Raw genomic sequence first — 16,525 nt, 5'->3', positions numbered from 1 at the left:
ATAGAGACGTGCCTACCGTTGGTCAATCAGGTTTCATGGTCAATTTTGGCTATTTCCGCTAAACTTTCCGGCCCTGCTAGACGAACCCCATCATGCGTGTTGCTGACTTTACCTTCGAGCTCCCTGATTCGCTGATCGCCCGCCACCCCCTGGCCGAGCGTCGCGCGAGCCGCCTGTTGACCCTGGATGGGCTCACCGGCGCCCTGGCCCACCGTCAATTCACTGATTTGCTTGAGCATTTGCGCCCGGGCGACTTGATGGTGTTCAACAATACCCGGGTGATTCCGGCGCGCCTGTTTGGCCAGAAGGCTTCCGGCGGCAAGCTGGAAATCCTCGTGGAGCGGGTGCTCGACAGCCACCGTGTGCTGGCCCATGTGCGCTCCAGCAAGTCGCCGAAACCGGGTTCGAAGATCCTGATCGACGGCGGTGGCGAGGCCGAGATGCTGGCCCGCCACGACACCCTGTTCGAGCTGGGGTTTGCCGAGGAGGTGCTGCCGTTGCTGGAGCGCGTCGGCCATATGCCGTTGCCTCCTTATATAGACCGCCCGGACGAAGACTCGGACCGCGAGCGTTATCAGACCGTGTATTCCGAGCGCCTGGGCGCGGTGGCCGCGCCGACCGCGGGGCTGCACTTCGACCAGCCGCTGCTGGAGGCGATTGCCGCCAAGGGCGTCGAGACCGCGTTCGTGACCCTGCATGTCGGCGCCGGGACCTTCCAGCCGGTGCGGGTGGAGCGCATCGAAGATCACCATATGCACAACGAATGGCTGGAAGTCAGCCAGGACGTGGTGGATGCGGTAGCCGCCTGCCGCGCGCGCGGCGGTCGGGTGGTGGCGGTGGGGACCACCAGCGTGCGTTCCCTGGAAAGCGCGGCGCGCGATGGCGTGCTCAAGCCGTTCAGCGGCGACACCGACATCTTTATCTACCCGGGCCGGCCGTTCCATGTGGTCGATGCCCTGGTCACCAACTTCCATTTGCCCGAATCCACGCTGTTGATGCTGGTTTCGGCGTTCGCCGGTTACCCCGAAGCCATGGCCGCCTACAAGGCTGCCGTCGAGCATGGATACCGCTTTTTCAGCTACGGTGATGCGATGTTCATCACCCGCAATCCCGCGCCACGCGGCCCTGAGGATCAAGCATGAGTCGCACCTGTCGTATGTCTTTCGAGCTGCTCGCCACCGATGGCAAGGCTCGTCGCGGTCGTCTGACCTTCCCCCGCGGCACTGTGGAAACCCCGGCCTTCATGCCCGTGGGCACCTACGGCACAGTCAAGGGCATGCTGCCGCGGGACATCGTCGCCACTGGCGCCGAGATTATCCTGGGCAACACCTTCCACCTGTGGCTGCGCCCGGGCACCGAAGTGATCAAGAAGCACGGCGACCTGCATGATTTCATGCAGTGGAAAGGCCCGATCCTCACCGACTCCGGCGGTTTCCAGGTGTTCAGCCTGGGCGCCATGCGCAAGATCAAGGAGGAGGGCGTGACCTTCGCCTCGCCGGTCGACGGCGCCAAAGTCTTCATGGGCCCGGAAGAGTCGATGCAGGTCCAGCGCGACCTGGGCTCGGACATCGTGATGATCTTCGACGAATGCACCCCGTACCCGGCCGACGAAGACGTCGCGCGGGTGTCCATGGAGCTGTCGCTGCGCTGGGCCCAGCGCTCGAAGAACGCCCATGGCGACAACACGGCGGCGCTGTTCGGCATCGTCCAGGGCGGCATGCACCAGGACCTGCGCATGCGCTCCCTGGAAGGCCTGGACAAGATCGGCTTCGACGGCCTGGCCATTGGCGGCCTGTCGGTGGGCGAGCCCAAGCACGAGATGATCAAGGTGCTGGACTACCTGCCAGGCCAGATGCCAGCAGACAAACCTCGTTACCTTATGGGTGTTGGCAAGCCGGAAGATCTGGTTGAGGGTGTGCGCCGCGGTGTGGACATGTTCGATTGCGTGATGCCAACCCGTAATGCCCGCAATGGGCACCTGTTCATTGACACTGGCGTGCTGAAGATCCGCAACGCGTTCCATCGCCATGATGATTCGCCGCTGGATCCGACCTGCGATTGCTATACCTGCCAGAACTTCTCCCGTGCTTATCTGCATCATCTGGACAAGTGCGGCGAAATGCTGGGGAGCATGCTCAATACCATCCATAATTTGCGTCATTACCAACGGCTTATGGCTGGTTTGCGCGAGGCTATTCAACAGGGTACATTGGCCGCCTTTGTCGATTCCTTCTATGCCAAACGCGGGTTACCCGTGCCGCCTTTAGAATAAGTTCTAAAGACGTTTAGACCCACTTTTGCAATTATCCGGAGTGTTACATGAGCTTTTTTATCTCGACTGCAATGGCTGATGCTGCTGCACCTGCTGCTGGCCCCGCCGGCACTGGCTTTGAGTGGATTTTCCTGGTCGGTTTCCTGGTCATCTTCTACCTGATGATCTGGCGTCCACAGGCCAAGCGCGCCAAAGAGCAAAAGAACCTGCTGGGCAGCCTGCAGAAAGGTGACGAAGTTGTGACTACTGGCGGTATCGCCGGCAAGATCACCAAAGTGACCGATGACTTCGTAGTGCTGGAAGTTTCCGACACTATCGAGATGAAGTTTCAGAAAGGCGCGATCGCTGCCACGCTGCCAAAAGGCACGCTGAAGGCGATCTAAGTTTCAACTTTTACCAATCGACGGGGCGCGCAAGGCGCCCCGCTTCATAAACGGGCGGCGTGATGCTGAACAAATACCCTCTGTGGAAATACGTACTGATCCTGGCGGTGCTGGCGATCGGTTTTATTTATTCCGCTCCCAATCTATACCCTGATGATCCGGCCATTCAGGTCAGCGGCGCGAGCACCGCGTTGCAGGTCACTCAGGCGGATCTGGATCGTGCGAGCAAAGCGCTCACCGACGCCGGGATCAACGTCAAGGCAGCGACCATCGCGGCCAAGGGCAAGGGCGGCCTGTTGCGTCTGACCAAGCAGGAAGACCAGCTTCCAGCCAAGGACGTCGTGCGCAAGGCTCTGGGTGACGACTACGTCGTTGCATTGAACCTGGCACAAACCACCCCGCAATGGCTGCGCAACCTCGGCGCGCATCCGATGAAGCTGGGCCTGGACTTGTCCGGTGGTGTGCACTTCCTGCTGGAAGTGGACATGGAAAAAGCCCTCGACGCCCGCCTGAAAGTCTACGAAGGCGATGTGAAGAGCCTGCTGCGTAAAGAGCGTCTGCGCTATCGCAGCCTGCCGCAGCTGGGCGGTGCCATTCAACTGGGCTTCAGCGACGAAGCGACCCGTGAACAGGCCCGTGCGCTGATCCGCAAGAACTTCAACGATTTCGACATTGTTCCGGCCGACCTCAATGGTCAGGCGGTGCTGCGTCTGGCGATGACCCCGGCCAAGCTGGCGGAAATCCGTGAATACTCCATCAAGCAGAACTTGACCACGGTGCGTAACCGCGTCAACGAGCTGGGTGTTGCCGAGCCTCTGGTTCAGCGCCAGGGTGCCAACCGTATCGTGGTTGAGCTGCCGGGCGTGCAGGACACCGCTGAAGCCAAGCGTATCCTGGGCAAGACGGCCAACCTTGAGTTCCGTCTGGCCGCTGAGCCGGGCGCTTCGAAAGCCACTTCCGAGTCTTTCGAGTTCCGTGAAGGCAATCGTCCTCCTGCGCTGATCGAGCGTGGCCTGATCATTACCGGTGACCAGGTGACCGACGCCCAGGCGGGCTTCGACGAGCATGGTCGTCCACAGGTGAACATCAAGCTCGATGGCCACGGCGGCGAGCTGATGAGCCGTTCGACCCGCAGCAACGTCGGTCGCAGCATGGCGGTGATCTTCATCGAGCAGAAGCCGACCACCACTTACACCAAGCAAGTGGTCGACGGTGTCGAGAAAGACGTCGCGGTGCAGAGCTTCAAGGAAGAGAAGAAGATCATCAGCCTGGCGACCATTCAGTCGCCGCTGGGTAGCCAGTTCCGCATCACCGGCCTGAACGGCCAGGGCGAGTCCTCCGAGCTGGCGCTGCTGCTGCGTGCCGGTGGCCTGGCCGCGCCGATGTACTTCGCCGAAGAGCGCACCATTGGCCCGAGCCTGGGTGCCGACAACATCACCAAGGGTATCGATGCGTCGCTGTGGGGCATGCTGTTCGTGTCGCTGTTCATCATCGCCATCTACCGTTTCTTCGGCATCATCGCCACCGTGGCGCTGGCGCTGAACATGGTGCTGCTGCTGGCCCTGATGTCCTTGCTGGGGGCTACGCTGACCCTGCCGGGTATCGCCGGTATCGTGTTGACCATGGGTATGGCGGTGGACGCCAACGTACTGATCTTCTCGCGGATACGTGAAGAGATCGCCGCCGGCATGACCGTGCAGCGGGCAATCAACGAAGGCTTCGGCCGGGCATTCACCGCGATTCTCGACTCCAACCTGACCACATTGCTGGTCGGCGGGATTCTCTTTGCCATGGGCACCGGCCCGGTCAAAGGCTTTGCGGTGACCATGTCCCTCGGGATCTTTACCTCGATGTTCACGGCCATCTGGCTGACCCGCGCGATGGTCAACCTGATCTTCGGCGGTCGTGACTTCAAGAAGTTGTGGATTTAAGGGGCTGCCATGTTACGTACTATCAACTTCATGGGCGTGCGCAACGTTGCGTTCGGCCTCACTGTGCTCCTGACCGTTCTGGCGCTGTTCAGCTGGTTCCACAAGGGGTTGAACTATGGCCTGGACTTTACCGGCGGTACGCTCATCGAGCTGACCTACGAGCGTCCGGCGGATGTGATGAAGGTTCGTGCTCAACTGAGCGAGTCTGGCTATCACGAAGCGATCGTGCAAAGCTTCGGTGCGACCACCGATCTGCTGGTGCGGATGCCGGGTGAAGACCCGCAACTGGGCCACCAGGTGGCGGAGGCGCTGCAGAAGACCGGCGGCGACAACCCGGCGCAGGTCAAGCGCGTCGAGTTCGTCGGCCCGCAAGTGGGTGAAGAGCTGCGCGACCAGGGCGGCCTCGGCATGCTGATGGCGCTGGGCGGCATCCTGATCTACCTGGCCTTCCGCTTTCAGTGGAAGTTCGCGGTCGGCGCCATCGTCTCCCTGATCCACGACGTGGTGGTGACCGTGGGTATCCTGTCGTTCTTCCAGATCACCTTCGACCTGACGGTGCTGGCGGCGGTACTGGCGATCATCGGCTACTCGCTCAACGACACCATCGTGGTGTTCGACCGGGTGCGTGAGAACTTCCGTGTGCTGCGCAAGGCCAGCCTGATCGAGAACATCAACATCTCGACCACTCAGACCCTGTTGCGCACCATGGCGACCTCGATCTCCACCCTGCTGGCGATCGCGGCACTGCTGTTCTTCGGTGGCGACAACCTGTGGGGCTTCTCCATCGCCTTGTTCGTTGGTGTCCTGGCGGGTACCTACTCGTCGATCTACATCGCCAACGTGGTGCTGATCTGGCTGAACCTGAGTAGCGAGGACTTGATTCCTCCGGCTAATACCGAGAAGGAAGTCGACGACCGTCCATAACGGTTTTCCCTTCCCGGCAAGCAGTCGAAAAGGCGCGAGTATTGAACTCGCGCCTTTTTTTATGCTCCAAGGCTGGGAGAAGCGCGGGCTTGTCCCGCTTGTGATGGTCAGGAGGTTCACGTGAACAAGTCGATGCTGGTTGGTGCGGTATTAGGTGCCGTCGCTGTGACTGCTGGGGGGGCTGTTGCCACCTACAAGCTGGTCAATAGTGGCCCTGAGTATGCGCAGGTGCTGGCAGTTCAGCCGGTCAAACAACAGATCAAAACACCGCGTGAAGTGTGCAAGGACGTCACCGTGACCCGTCAGGCTCCGGTGAAGGATCAACATCAGATCGCCGGTACGGTGGTCGGTGCGCTGGCCGGTGGCCTTCTGGGTAACCAGATCGGCGGCGGTACAGGCAAGAAGATCGCCACGGTCGCCGGTGCGGTCGGCGGTGGTTACGCGGGTAACAAGGTGCAGGAAGGCATGCAGGAGCGTGACACCTACACCACCACTCAGACTCGCTGCAACACGGTCAACGACATCAGTGAAAAGGTCGTGGGTTATGACGTGAAGTATGAGCTGAACGGCAAGCAGGGCCAGGTGCGTATGGATCGTGATCCAGGTAGCCAGATTCCGGTCAACAAGGAAGGTCAGTTGATCCTGGGCCAGAACCAGCCGGTGCAATAAGCATCCAGTGTCATCATGAAAAAGCACCCTGCGGGGTGCTTTTTTATTGCCTGCAGGTTTTTGAGGCTTCTACAGGGAGAGTTGTTTTCCGATAAACCCCAGGCATAAAAAAAGCACCCCGAGGGGTGCTTTTTTGTCGCTGGCGCTTAGCGCTTCAGCGAAGCCGGCAGGTGCGGCTGGATGGCGGTGAGGACCGCCTTGAAGCATTTGGTGTTGCCGGCAACCACGTGGCCTTTTTCCAGGAAGTCGTGACCGCCGGTGAAGTCGCTCACCAGGCCGCCGGCTTCTTGGATCAGCAGGGCGCCCGCAGCCATGTCCCACTCGGACAGGCCCGACTCCCAGAAGGCGTCGAAACGACCGGCAGCCACGTAGGCCAGGTCCAGGCTGGCAGCACCGGCACGGCGGATGCCGGCGGTCTGGCCGACCAGGGCGCGGAACATGCCCAGGTAGTTGTCGAGGTTGTCCATCTGGTCGTCACGGAACGGGAAGCCGGTACCCAGCAGGGCGCCGTCCAGGCTGGTGCGGCCGCTGACGCGCAGGCGACGACCGTTCAGTTGGGCGCCGCGACCACGGCTGGCGGTGAATTCTTCCTGGCGCACCGGGTCCAGGACCACGGCGTGTTCCAGGCGGCCACGGTATTTGCAGGCGATGCTGACAGCGAAATGAGGAATGCCGCGCAGGAAGTTGGTGGTGCCGTCCAGCGGGTCGATGATCCACAGATAGTCTTCGCCTTCGCCGCTGCCAGCGTGCAGGCCGGTTTCTTCGCCGAGAATGCCGTGAGTCGGGTAGGCTTTGCGCAATGCGTCGATGATCTTCTGCTCGGCAGCGCGATCAACTTCGGATACGTAGTCTTTGGCGTCTTTTTCGTCGACCTTGATGGTATCCAGGCGCTCGATGGAGCGGAAAATCAGTTCACTGGCGCTGCGGGCGGCGCGCAGCGCGATATTCAGCATTGGCTGCATGGATAGGTCACCTAAGGTTGTTAAAGAAAGCCGAGCATTCTAGCAGAAAACTTTTGCAGATGAAGGTCGACATTCGCTCCGCTTGCCTTGACCTGCCGCTCAAGCCCATAAATACGCGGACATTTTGACGAGTGGTGGTTCGTCTGGAGCTGGTCGGCTTCTATAAGGTGCGATCCAGGAGCAGTTATTTTTGAGGCGGGAGCGCTGGCTGTTCTGTAAGATTTGCTCCCCTTTCCCGTGTCCGAGAGCGCCTCCCTTGCTGCAGAACATTCGTGTCGTCCTGGTCAATACCAGTCATCCCGGAAACATCGGCGGGGCTGCGCGTGCCATGAAGAACATGGGGCTGTCGCGGCTGGTGCTGGTCGAGCCGCGAATTTTCCCTTCCCATGAGGCCGATGCGCGGGCTTCCGGCGCTACCGACATTCTGGAAAACGCTCAGGTGGTCGCCACCCTGGAAGATGCCCTGGCCGGCTGCACCCTGGTGTTTGGCACCAGCGCCCGTGACCGGCGTATTCCCTGGCCGTTGCTCGATCCCCGGGAGTCCGGGGTCAAGGTGGTGCAGGAGGCAGGGCAGGGTGCCGAAATTGCCTTGGTCTTCGGTCGTGAGGATTCCGGCCTGACCAATGACGAGCTGCAGCGATGTCATTTTCACGTGCATATCCCTTCGGACCCGGAGTTCAGCTCGCTGAACCTGGCGACGGCGGTGCAGGTACTGGCTTATGAAGTGCGTATGTCCTGGCTGGCGGCCGAAGGTCAGCCGAGCAAGGTCGAGAAGGATGAAGTGGCGTCGCCGCGCAGTGATGAGCTGGCGACCATGGATGAACTGGAGCGGTTCTACGAGCATCTGGAGCAGACGCTGGTGGCCATCGACTTCCTCGATCCGGAAAAGCCACGGCACTTGATGGCGCGCCTGCGCCGGTTGTACGGACGCAGCTCGGTGAGCCGGGCGGAAATGAATATTTTGCGTGGCATCCTCACGGAGACCCAGAAAGCGGCCCGTGGCGAGCTCCTGAAGCGGAAGAATGATGATGTTTGAGCGTTTGCGTGAAGATATCCAGAGTGTTTTCCATCGTGACCCGGCGGCGCGTAATGCGTTCGAGGTCCTGACCTGCTACCCGGGCATGCACGCCATCTGGATTCATCGCCTGTCCGGCGCGTTGTGGGGCATGGGTTGGAAGTGGCTGGCGCGCCTGGTGTCGAACTTCGGGCGCTGGTTGACCGGGATCGAGATTCACCCGGGGGCCAAGGTCGGTCGCCGTTTCTTTATCGACCACGGCATGGGCATCGTCATTGGCGAGACCGCCGAGATCGGTGACGACGTCACCCTCTATCAAGGTGTGACCTTGGGCGGCACCAGTTGGAACAAGGGCAAGCGTCATCCGACCCTGGAGGATGGCGTGGTGGTGGGGGCGGGCGCCAAGGTGCTGGGGCCGTTCACTGTAGGGGCGGGCGCCAAGGTCGGCTCCAATGCGGTGGTGACCAAGGCGGTGCCGGCTGGCGCCACGGTGGTGGGTATTCCCGGGCGCATCATCGTCAAGTCTGATGACGAGCAGGAAGCCAAGCGCAAGGCCATGGCCGAGAAGCTCGGTTTCGACGCCTATGGGGTCAGTGAAGACATGCCGGACCCGGTGGCGCGGGCCATTGGCCAGTTGCTCGATCATCTGCAGGCTGTCGATGGGCGTCTGGAGGGGATGTGCGGGGCCTTGAAGGATCTGGGCAGTAACTACTGTGCCAAGGATCTGCCGGCGCTGCGCGATGAGGACTTTGCGGGCGTCAAGGACAAGGGCGACAGCCAGGTTGGCTGAGCCTTTCGGGGCTTTGGCGTTGATCGCGAGCTGGCTTGCTTTGTCGAAGTGAGCCTGCTCGCGCAACGTCCAAAAGAGCGTTGGCGACCCATTAGTCACCGAGCAAATCCAGGGCGTGCCATTACCCTGCAGACTTTGCTATGATTCGCGCGCTCTTTTGCGGGTAAACCTGACTAAAGTAGTAGGTCTTATAGTTGACTTAATTACTCGGGAATTGCATACTCGCTCCCATCCCGAAACACTCCGTGGTACTTGTCCATGCGACTGACTACAAAAGGCCGATACGCGGTAACAGCCATGCTTGACTTGGCGTTGCACGCGCAACATGGGCCGGTGTCCCTGGCCGATATCTCTGAGCGCCAAGGCATCTCCCTGTCCTATCTCGAACAGCTCTTCGCCAAGCTGCGCCGCAGCAATCTGGTGTCCAGCGTGCGTGGTCCAGGCGGTGGCTACCAGCTGTCGCGTGACATGCAAGGCATTCAGGTGGCCCAGGTGATCGATGCGGTGAACGAGTCGGTCGATGCAACCAAATGCCAGGGCCAGGGCGATTGCCATTCCGGCGACACCTGTCTGACCCACCACCTGTGGTGCGATCTGAGCCTGCAGATTCACGAATTTCTGAGCGGTATCAGCTTGGCTGACCTTGTGACTCGCCGTGAGGTGCAAGAAGTAGCCCAGCGTCAGGATCAGCGCCGCTGTAATGGCAAGGCGCAGCACCTGGACAAGATTGAAGCGTCCGCCGTCGAATGACAGCCAAAGAGCTAGCGGCACGTCAGCCAGCCTGATTTAGGAGAGAGTCCATGAAATTGCCGATTTACCTTGATTACTCAGCGACCACCCCGGTTGATCCGCGTGTCGCGCAAAAGATGAGTGAATGCCTGCTGGTCGACGGAAACTTCGGTAACCCGGCGTCCCGCTCCCACGTGTTCGGCTGGAAAGCCGAAGAGTCGGTGGAAAATGCCCGTCGCCAAGTGGCTGACCTGGTCAATGCCGACCCGCGTGAAATTGTCTGGACCTCCGGTGCCACCGAGTCCGACAACCTGGCAATCAAGGGTGTCGCGCATTTCTATCACACCAAGGGCAAGCACCTGATCACCTCGAAGATCGAGCACAAGGCTGTCCTGGACACCATGCGCCAACTCGAGCGTGAAGGCTTCGAAGTCACCTACATCGAGCCGGGCGAAGACGGCCTGATCACTCCGGCCATGGTTGAAGCCGCCCTGCGCGACGACACCATCCTGGTTTCGATCATGCACGTGAACAACGAAATCGGCACCATCAACGACATCGCCGCCATCGGCGAGCTGACTCGTTCCAAAGGCATTCTGTTCCACGTCGATGCGGCTCAGTCCACCGGCAAGGTCGACATCGACCTGCAGGCGCTGAAAGTCGACCTGATGTCCTTCTCCGCCCACAAGACCTACGGTCCTAAAGGTATCGGCGCGCTGTACGTCAGCCGCAAGCCGCGGGTTCGCCTCGAAGCGACCATGCACGGCGGCGGTCACGAGCGCGGCATGCGTTCCGGCACCCTGGCCACCCACCAGATCGTTGGCATGGGCGAAGCCTTCCGTGTAGCCAAGGAAGACATGGCTGCCGAAAACCTGCGCATCAAGGCGTTGAGCGACCGTTTCTACAAGCAGGTCGAGCACCTGGAAGAGCTGTACATCAACGGCAGCATGACCTCCCGCGTACCGCACAACCTGAACCTGAGCTTCAACTACGTCGAAGGCGAGTCGCTGATCATGGCGCTCAAGGACCTGGCGGTTTCCTCCGGTTCGGCCTGCACTTCGGCTTCGCTGGAGCCTTCGTACGTACTGCGCGCCCTGGGCCGCAACGACGAACTGGCACACAGCTCGATCCGCTTCACCTTCGGCCGCTTCACCACCGAAGAAGAAATCGATTACGCCGCGCAGAAAGTCTGCGAGGCCGTGACCAAGCTGCGCGCTCTGTCGCCGCTGTGGGACATGTACAAAGACGGCGTCGATATCTCGAAGATCGAGTGGGCGGCACACTAAATATAGAAGCCGCCAGGTACAGCTCCTGTAGCGACGCGGCGACTGACGCAGGCGTAACTACAGGGGCTCAAGAGCGGCCCTGATGAGTGAGGATTAAGAATCATGGCTTACAGCGAAAAGGTCATCGACCACTACGAGAACCCGCGCAACGTCGGCAAGATGAACGCGGAAGATCCTGATGTCGGCACCGGCATGGTCGGCGCTCCGGCGTGCGGCGACGTGATGCGCCTGCAGATCAAGGTCAACGAGCAGGGCATCATCGAAGACGCCAAGTTCAAGACCTACGGTTGCGGCTCGGCGATCGCCTCCAGCTCCCTGGCTACCGAGTGGATGAAAGGCAAGACTCTGGATGAAGCAGAGACCATCAAGAACACTCAGCTGGCTGAAGAGCTGGCCCTGCCGCCAGTGAAAATCCACTGCTCGGTACTCGCCGAAGACGCCATCAAGGCCGCCGTTCGCGATTACAAGCAGAAGAAAGGCCTGATCTGATTTTTGCGGATCAGCTTTCACAGATTGAGCGACAAGTAAGGAGTCACGATGGCTATCAGCATGACAGAAGCGGCTGCTCAACACGTGCGGCGCTCCCTCAACGGGCGCGGCAAAGGTGATGGGATTCGTCTGGGTGTTCGCACCACGGGCTGTTCCGGCCTTGCCTATGTCCTGGAGTTCGTCGACGAGATCGGTGAAGACGATCAGGTGTTCGAGAGTCATGGCGAGAAAGTGATCATTGATCCGAAAAGCCTGACCTACCTGGATGGCACCGAACTGGACTTCGTCAAGGAAGGGTTGAACGAGGGCTTCAAGTTCAACAACCCCAACGTGCGCGGTGAATGTGGCTGCGGCGAAAGCTTCAACATCTGAGGCTGCTCGTGGGTACTCCTTGTCATTTCGCTTTATTTGAGCTGCAGCCGAGCTTCCGCCTGGATCTCGAGCAGCTGGCCACGCGCTACCGTGAGTTGGCGCGTGCCGTTCATCCGGACCGCTTCGCTGACGCTTCCGAGCGTGAGCAGCGGCTGGCGCTGGAACAATCCGCCAGCCTCAACGAGGCCTACCAGACTCTCAAGAGTCCTCCCAAGCGCGCGCGATACCTGCTCGCGATGGGCGGCCATGAGCTGCCGCTGGAGGTCACGGTGCACGATCCGGAGTTCCTTCTGCAGCAGATGCAGTGGCGCGAAGAGCTCGAGGATCTGCAGGACGAGGCCGATCTGGCCGGTATCGCAGCTTTCAAGCGCCGCCTGAAAGTGGCCCAGGATGAATTGAACGAAAGCTTCGCAGCCTGTTGGGATGATGCTGCGCAACGCGAACAGGCCGAGCGCCTGATGCGGCGCATGCAGTTCCTCGACAAGCTCACCTACGAAGTGCGCCAGTTAGAAGAGCGCCTCGACGATTAACCCAGTGCCGCTCCGGTCGCACGCCTGATATACAGATAAGTCCAGATAAACATGGCCCTACTGCAGATCGCTGAACCCGGCCAAAGTCCTCAACCACACCAGCGTCGCCTGGCTGTGGGGATCGACTTGGGTACTACCAATTCGCTGGTCGCTGCCTTGCGCAGTGGTCTTTCCGAGCCGCTGGCCGATGCCAACGGGCAGGTCATCCTGCCGTCTGCCGTGCGCTATCACGCTGATCGTGTCGAGGTGGGCGAGTCCGCCAGGCTGGCGGCGTCTGCCGATCCCCTGAACACTGTGTTGTCGGTCAAGCGCTTGATGGGGCGTGGTCTGTCCGACGTCAAGCAGTTGGGCGAGCAGTTGCCATACCGCTTCGTCGACGGCGAGTCGCACATGCCGTTCATCGACACCATCCAGGGCCCGAAAAGCCCGGTGGAAGTCTCCGCCGATATCCTTAAGGTCCTGCGCCAGCGCGCCGAGTCGACCCTGGGCGGTGAGCTGGTGGGGGCGGTGATCACCGTTCCGGCCTATTTCGACGATGCGCAGCGTCAAGCGACCAAGGATGCGGCCAAGCTGGCCGGTCTCAATGTGTTGCGTCTGCTCAACGAGCCGACCGCGGCGGCCGTGGCCTATGGTCTGGATCAACACGCCGAAGGCGTGGTGGCCATTTATGACTTGGGTGGCGGGACTTTCGATATTTCCATTCTGCGCCTGACCGGCGGTGTCTTCGAAGTGCTGGCCACCGGTGGCGACAGCGCCCTGGGCGGTGATGATTTCGATCATGCGATCGCCGGCTGGATCATCGAGAGCGCCGGCCTGTCCGCCGATCTCGATCCGGGCAAGCAGCGTAATCTGCTGCAAATCGCCTGTGCCGCCAAGGAAGCGCTCACCAATGCCCCGTCGGTCGATGTGACCTATGGCGCCTGGTCGGCACCGCTGACCCGCGAAGTCTTCGATGCCCTGATCGAACCGATGGTGGCGCGCAGCCTCAAGGCCTGCCGTCGTGCCGTGCGTGATTCCAATGTCGAGCTGGAAGATGTCCAGGCAGTGGTCATGGTCGGTGGTTCGACCCGCGTTCCACGGGTTCGCGAGGCGGTCGCCGAAATGTTCGGTCGCCAGCCGCTGACCGAGATCGACCCGGACCAGGTGGTGGCCATTGGTGCCGCGATCCAGGCCGATACCCTGGCCGGTAACAAGCGCGATGGTGGCGAACTGCTGCTGCTTGATGTGATTCCGCTGTCCCTGGGGCTGGAAACCATGGGGGGGTTGATGGAGAAGGTGATTCCGCGCAACACCACCATCCCCGTTGCCCGGGCCCAGGACTTCACCACTTACAAAGATGGCCAGTCGGCCATGATGATTCATGTGCTGCAGGGCGAGCGCGAGCTGATCAGCGACTGCCGTTCCCTGGCGCGTTTCGAACTGCGCGGCATTCCGGCCATGGTCGCCGGGGCAGCGAAGATCCGCGTGACCTTCCAGGTCGATGCCGACGGTCTGCTGAGCGTGTCCGCTCGCGAGCTGGGCTCGGGCGTCGAAGCCAGCATTCAGGTCAAGCCCTCCTACGGTCTGACCGATGGCGAAATCGCCAGGATGCTCAAGGATTCCTTCCAGTACGCCAGCGACGACAAGGTCGCCCGCGTGCTGCGTGAGCAGCAGGTCGATGCCCAGCGCCTGATCGAGGCGGTGCAGGGCGCTCTGGAGGCGGACGGCGAGCGTCTGCTGGATGCCGAAGAGCGCATGGTCATCGAGCTGCAAATGCAGGAATTGAGTGAATTGATGCGTGGCACCGATGGTTACGCCATCGAGCAGCAGACCAAGCGTCTGTCGCAAGTGACCGATGCTTTTGCTGCCCGCCGCCTGGACTCGACGGTGAAAGCCGCTCTGGCGGGGCGCAATCTGAATGAAATCGAGGAATAACTGATGCCGCAGATCATTTTTCTGCCACACGCCGTGTTTTGCCCGGATGGCCTGGTTGTAGAGGCTGCCCCGGGTACCTCGATTCTCGAAGTGGCGCATGACAACCACATCGAGATCGAGAGCGCCTGCGGCGGCGTCTGCGCCTGCACCACCTGCCATTGCATCATTCGCGAGGGTTTCGACTCGCTGAACGAAGCCGACGAGCTGGAAGAAGACTTGCTGGACAAAGCCTGGGGTCTGGAGGCGCAATCGCGTCTATCCTGCCAGGCGATCGTCGGCGAGGAAGACCTGACCGTCGAAATTCCGAAATACTCGCTCAACCATGCAGCCGAAGCGCCGCACTGATTCAAGGAATCATCATGAGTCTGAAATGGGTTGATGTGCTGGAAATCGCGATCCAGCTGGCTGAATCCAAGCCGGATGTGGATCCGCGGTACGTAAACTTTGTCGATCTGCACCAATGGGTTCTGGCGCTGCCGGAATTCAGCGACGATCCGGCTCGCGGTGGCGAGAAGGTTCTTGAAGCCATTCAGGCCGCCTGGATCGAAGAAGCAGACTGAGTCTGTCCCGTACGCAGTTAGGCAATCCCTATAAACCCGCGTATAATTCGCGGGTTTAATTTTTCGCTTTAATCACCGTTTCTGGAGTTACACCATGGCTGTTCAACGTACTTTCTCCATCATCAAGCCTGACGCTGTTGCAAAAAACGTCATCGGCGAGATCGTTACCCGTTTCGAAAAAGCTGGCCTGCGCGTTGTAGCTTCGAAAATGAAGCAACTGTCCAAAGCCGAAGCTGAAGGCTTCTACGCTGAGCACAGCGCTCGTGGCTTCTTCGGCGAGCTGGTTGCTTTCATGACTTCCGGTCCGGTTGTCGTTCAGGTTCTGGAAGGCGAAAACGCTATCGCTCTGAACCGTGAGCTGATGGGCGCTACCAACCCTAAAGAAGCTGCTGCCGGCACCATCCGCGCTGACTTCGCTGAATCCATCGACGCCAACGCCGTTCACGGTTCGGACTCCGAAGCCGCTGCTGCCCGCGAAATCGCTTACTTCTTCGCTTCCACCGAAGTGACCACTCGCTAAGCCAAAGGCCCGTGAGTGAAGGTGAAACCATGACTACATCGACTGGCAAAACTAACCTGTTGGGTCTGACTCAACCGGAAATGGAAAAATTCTTCGACTCAATCGGGGAGAAGCGTTTCCGTGCCGGTCAGGTAATGAAATGGATTCACCACTTTGGCGTCGATGATTTCGACGCCATGACGAACGTCGGCAAGGCCTTGCGCGAAAAGCTCAAGGCCGTTGCCGAAATTCGTGGTCCGGAAGTGGTCAGCGAGGACATCTCCAGCGATGGCACCCGCAAGTGGGTGGTGCGCGTGGCGTCCGGCAGCTGTGTCGAGACCGTTTACATTCCCCAGGGCAAACGCGGCACCTTGTGCGTTTCGTCCCAGGCAGGCTGTGCCCTGGACTGCAGTTTCTGCTCCACCGGCAAGCAAGGCTTCAATAGCAACCTCACCGCCGCCGAAGTCATCGGCCAGGTGTGGATTGCCAACAAATCCTTTGGCAGCGTCCCGGCGACCGTCGACCGTGCCATCACCAACGTGGTGATGATGGGCATGGGTGAGCCGCTGCTGAACTTCGACAACGTCATCTCGGCCATGCACCTGATGATGGACGACCTGGGCTACGGCATTTCCAAGCGCCGCGTGACCCTGTCGACCTCCGGCGTGGTACCGATGATCGATGAGTTGGCCAAGCACATCGACGTTTCCCTGGCGTTGTCCCTGCACGCACCGAACGATGCGCTGCGCAACCAGCTGGTACCGATCAACAAGAAGTACCCGCTGAAGATGTTGCTCGAGTCCTGCCAGCGCTACATGTCGTCGCTGGGCGAGAAACGTGTGCTGACGATTGAGTACACGCTGCTCAAGGACGTCAATGATAAGGTTGAACACGCTGTCGAGATGATCGCGTTGCTCAAGGACATTCCTTGCAAGATCAACCTGATCCCGTTCAACCCGTTCCCGCATTCCGGTTACGAGCGGCCGAGCAACAACGCCATTCGCCGGTTCCAGGATCAACTGCATCACGCAGGCTTCAACGTCACTGTGCGCACCACGCGCGGCGAAGACATCGATGCGGCCTGTGGACAACTGGTCGGGCAGGTGCTGGATCGCACCCGTCGTAGCGAACGTTATATCGCCGTGCGCGAGTTGAGCGCCGACGCCGATATGCCGCAAAGCGCTGCGAATCGTACCTGAG

At 60.3% G+C, this 16,525-nt stretch carries 19 protein-coding genes; 18 read left to right on the top strand and 1 reads right to left on the bottom strand.

Annotation, left to right across the window (positions count from 1 at the left end):
- Nucleotides 1-92: 92 nt before the first annotated feature.
- From queA to AC3RCP_RS25950, 6 genes are all read left to right on the top strand, one after another.
- Entirely contained in the window at nucleotides 93-1,142 is a 1,050-nt protein-coding gene (queA, locus tag AC3RCP_RS25975; RefSeq protein ID WP_007929508.1) for a tRNA preQ1(34) S-adenosylmethionine ribosyltransferase-isomerase QueA, read from the top strand.
- Between the two features lie 14 nt (nucleotides 1,143-1,156).
- Nucleotides 1,157-2,272, top strand: coding sequence for a tRNA guanosine(34) transglycosylase Tgt (gene tgt / locus AC3RCP_RS25970; RefSeq protein ID WP_162096445.1), 1,116 nt, complete (start codon nucleotides 1,157-1,159; stop codon nucleotides 2,270-2,272).
- Nucleotides 2,273-2,319: 47 nt separating this feature from the next.
- Nucleotides 2,320-2,655, top strand: coding sequence for a preprotein translocase subunit YajC (gene yajC, locus AC3RCP_RS25965; protein ID WP_007929510.1), 336 nt, complete (start codon nucleotides 2,320-2,322; stop codon nucleotides 2,653-2,655).
- Nucleotides 2,656-2,717: 62 nt separating this feature from the next.
- Entirely contained in the window at nucleotides 2,718-4,586 is a 1,869-nt protein-coding gene (gene secD, locus AC3RCP_RS25960; protein ID WP_007929511.1) for a protein translocase subunit SecD, read from the top strand.
- 9 nt (nucleotides 4,587-4,595) lie between these two features.
- Nucleotides 4,596-5,510 carry a protein translocase subunit SecF gene (gene secF / locus AC3RCP_RS25955; protein WP_044464854.1) on the top strand — a complete coding sequence of 305 codons (915 nt, stop codon included), beginning with the start codon at nucleotides 4,596-4,598 and terminating at the stop codon, nucleotides 5,508-5,510.
- A gap of 120 nt (nucleotides 5,511-5,630) precedes the next feature.
- The gene (locus AC3RCP_RS25950; RefSeq protein ID WP_007929513.1) at nucleotides 5,631-6,179 is read left to right on the top strand and encodes a glycine zipper 2TM domain-containing protein; all 549 of its coding nucleotides are present in this window, start codon (nucleotides 5,631-5,633) and stop codon (nucleotides 6,177-6,179) included.
- Between the two features lie 146 nt (nucleotides 6,180-6,325).
- Here the strand turns inward: AC3RCP_RS25950 and suhB are convergent, their stop codons facing one another.
- Complete coding sequence (suhB, locus tag AC3RCP_RS25945) at nucleotides 6,326-7,141, bottom strand: type III secretion system regulator SuhB (protein ID WP_007929514.1); 816 nt, start codon at nucleotides 7,139-7,141, stop codon at nucleotides 6,326-6,328.
- 256 nt (nucleotides 7,142-7,397) lie between these two features.
- Here suhB and trmJ point away from each other — a divergent pair, with 256 nt between their 5' ends.
- The 12 genes from trmJ (at nucleotide 7,398) to rlmN (ending at nucleotide 16,524) form a co-directional block, all read left to right on the top strand.
- Nucleotides 7,398-8,177 carry a tRNA (cytosine(32)/uridine(32)-2'-O)-methyltransferase TrmJ gene (trmJ, locus tag AC3RCP_RS25940; RefSeq protein WP_007929516.1) on the top strand — a complete coding sequence of 260 codons (780 nt, stop codon included), beginning with the start codon at nucleotides 7,398-7,400 and terminating at the stop codon, nucleotides 8,175-8,177.
- On the top strand, nucleotides 8,170-8,946 hold the full coding sequence (gene cysE / locus AC3RCP_RS25935) for a serine O-acetyltransferase (RefSeq protein ID WP_007929518.1): 777 nt from the start codon (nucleotides 8,170-8,172) through the stop codon (nucleotides 8,944-8,946). Before trmJ ends, cysE begins: the two co-directional genes overlap by 8 nt.
- Before the next feature lie 258 nt (nucleotides 8,947-9,204).
- Nucleotides 9,205-9,696 carry a Fe-S cluster assembly transcriptional regulator IscR gene (iscR, locus tag AC3RCP_RS25930; protein WP_009045442.1) on the top strand — a complete coding sequence of 164 codons (492 nt, stop codon included), beginning with the start codon at nucleotides 9,205-9,207 and terminating at the stop codon, nucleotides 9,694-9,696.
- Nucleotides 9,697-9,746: 50 nt separating this feature from the next.
- Entirely contained in the window at nucleotides 9,747-10,961 is a 1,215-nt protein-coding gene (locus AC3RCP_RS25925; RefSeq protein WP_009045441.1) for an IscS subfamily cysteine desulfurase, read from the top strand.
- Nucleotides 10,962-11,063: 102 nt separating this feature from the next.
- Nucleotides 11,064-11,450 carry a Fe-S cluster assembly scaffold IscU gene (gene iscU, locus AC3RCP_RS25920; protein WP_007929523.1) on the top strand — a complete coding sequence of 129 codons (387 nt, stop codon included), beginning with the start codon at nucleotides 11,064-11,066 and terminating at the stop codon, nucleotides 11,448-11,450.
- Between the two features lie 48 nt (nucleotides 11,451-11,498).
- Nucleotides 11,499-11,822 carry an iron-sulfur cluster assembly protein IscA gene (gene iscA, locus AC3RCP_RS25915; RefSeq protein ID WP_007929524.1) on the top strand — a complete coding sequence of 108 codons (324 nt, stop codon included), beginning with the start codon at nucleotides 11,499-11,501 and terminating at the stop codon, nucleotides 11,820-11,822.
- A gap of 8 nt (nucleotides 11,823-11,830) precedes the next feature.
- Nucleotides 11,831-12,352 carry a co-chaperone HscB gene (gene hscB / locus AC3RCP_RS25910; RefSeq protein ID WP_007929525.1) on the top strand — a complete coding sequence of 174 codons (522 nt, stop codon included), beginning with the start codon at nucleotides 11,831-11,833 and terminating at the stop codon, nucleotides 12,350-12,352.
- 51 nt (nucleotides 12,353-12,403) lie between these two features.
- Nucleotides 12,404-14,266 (top strand): Fe-S protein assembly chaperone HscA, encoded by a 1,863-nt coding sequence (gene hscA, locus AC3RCP_RS25905; protein WP_101338987.1) that lies wholly within the window; start codon nucleotides 12,404-12,406, stop codon nucleotides 14,264-14,266.
- A gap of 3 nt (nucleotides 14,267-14,269) precedes the next feature.
- Nucleotides 14,270-14,611, top strand: coding sequence for an ISC system 2Fe-2S type ferredoxin (gene fdx, locus AC3RCP_RS25900; RefSeq protein ID WP_007929527.1), 342 nt, complete (start codon nucleotides 14,270-14,272; stop codon nucleotides 14,609-14,611).
- Between the two features lie 14 nt (nucleotides 14,612-14,625).
- Complete coding sequence (gene iscX / locus AC3RCP_RS25895) at nucleotides 14,626-14,826, top strand: Fe-S cluster assembly protein IscX (RefSeq protein ID WP_007929528.1); 201 nt, start codon at nucleotides 14,626-14,628, stop codon at nucleotides 14,824-14,826.
- Between the two features lie 94 nt (nucleotides 14,827-14,920).
- Nucleotides 14,921-15,346 (top strand): nucleoside-diphosphate kinase, encoded by a 426-nt coding sequence (gene ndk, locus AC3RCP_RS25890; protein WP_007929529.1) that lies wholly within the window; start codon nucleotides 14,921-14,923, stop codon nucleotides 15,344-15,346.
- A gap of 29 nt (nucleotides 15,347-15,375) precedes the next feature.
- Nucleotides 15,376-16,524 (top strand): dual-specificity RNA methyltransferase RlmN, encoded by a 1,149-nt coding sequence (rlmN, locus tag AC3RCP_RS25885; protein ID WP_007929531.1) that lies wholly within the window; start codon nucleotides 15,376-15,378, stop codon nucleotides 16,522-16,524.
- Nucleotide 16,525 lies beyond the last annotated feature (1 nt).

Source organism: Pseudomonas sp. GW822-FHT05A08 (genome assembly GCF_058800485.1).
The sequence above is the reverse complement of the archived record's forward strand: the minus strand, read 5'-3'. Positions and strand labels throughout refer to the sequence as shown.

Coding starts and splice junctions, on each gene's coding strand:
- secD (WP_007929511.1), top strand. CDS start 2,718: ATGCTGAACAAATACCCTCTGTGGAAATACGTACTGATCCTGGCGGTG.
- suhB (WP_007929514.1), bottom strand. CDS start 7,141: ATGCAGCCAATGCTGAATATCGCGCTGCGCGCCGCCCGCAGCGCCAGT.
- tgt (WP_162096445.1), top strand. CDS start 1,157: ATGTCTTTCGAGCTGCTCGCCACCGATGGCAAGGCTCGTCGCGGTCGT.
- AC3RCP_RS25925 (WP_009045441.1), top strand. CDS start 9,747: ATGAAATTGCCGATTTACCTTGATTACTCAGCGACCACCCCGGTTGAT.
- rlmN (WP_007929531.1), top strand. CDS start 15,376: ATGACTACATCGACTGGCAAAACTAACCTGTTGGGTCTGACTCAACCG.
- iscR (WP_009045442.1), top strand. CDS start 9,205: ATGCGACTGACTACAAAAGGCCGATACGCGGTAACAGCCATGCTTGAC.
- iscX (WP_007929528.1), top strand. CDS start 14,626: ATGAGTCTGAAATGGGTTGATGTGCTGGAAATCGCGATCCAGCTGGCT.
- yajC (WP_007929510.1), top strand. CDS start 2,320: ATGAGCTTTTTTATCTCGACTGCAATGGCTGATGCTGCTGCACCTGCT.
- secF (WP_044464854.1), top strand. CDS start 4,596: ATGTTACGTACTATCAACTTCATGGGCGTGCGCAACGTTGCGTTCGGC.
- cysE (WP_007929518.1), top strand. CDS start 8,170: ATGTTTGAGCGTTTGCGTGAAGATATCCAGAGTGTTTTCCATCGTGAC.
- iscA (WP_007929524.1), top strand. CDS start 11,499: ATGGCTATCAGCATGACAGAAGCGGCTGCTCAACACGTGCGGCGCTCC.
- iscU (WP_007929523.1), top strand. CDS start 11,064: ATGGCTTACAGCGAAAAGGTCATCGACCACTACGAGAACCCGCGCAAC.
- fdx (WP_007929527.1), top strand. CDS start 14,270: ATGCCGCAGATCATTTTTCTGCCACACGCCGTGTTTTGCCCGGATGGC.
- queA (WP_007929508.1), top strand. CDS start 93: ATGCGTGTTGCTGACTTTACCTTCGAGCTCCCTGATTCGCTGATCGCC.
- ndk (WP_007929529.1), top strand. CDS start 14,921: ATGGCTGTTCAACGTACTTTCTCCATCATCAAGCCTGACGCTGTTGCA.
- hscA (WP_101338987.1), top strand. CDS start 12,404: ATGGCCCTACTGCAGATCGCTGAACCCGGCCAAAGTCCTCAACCACAC.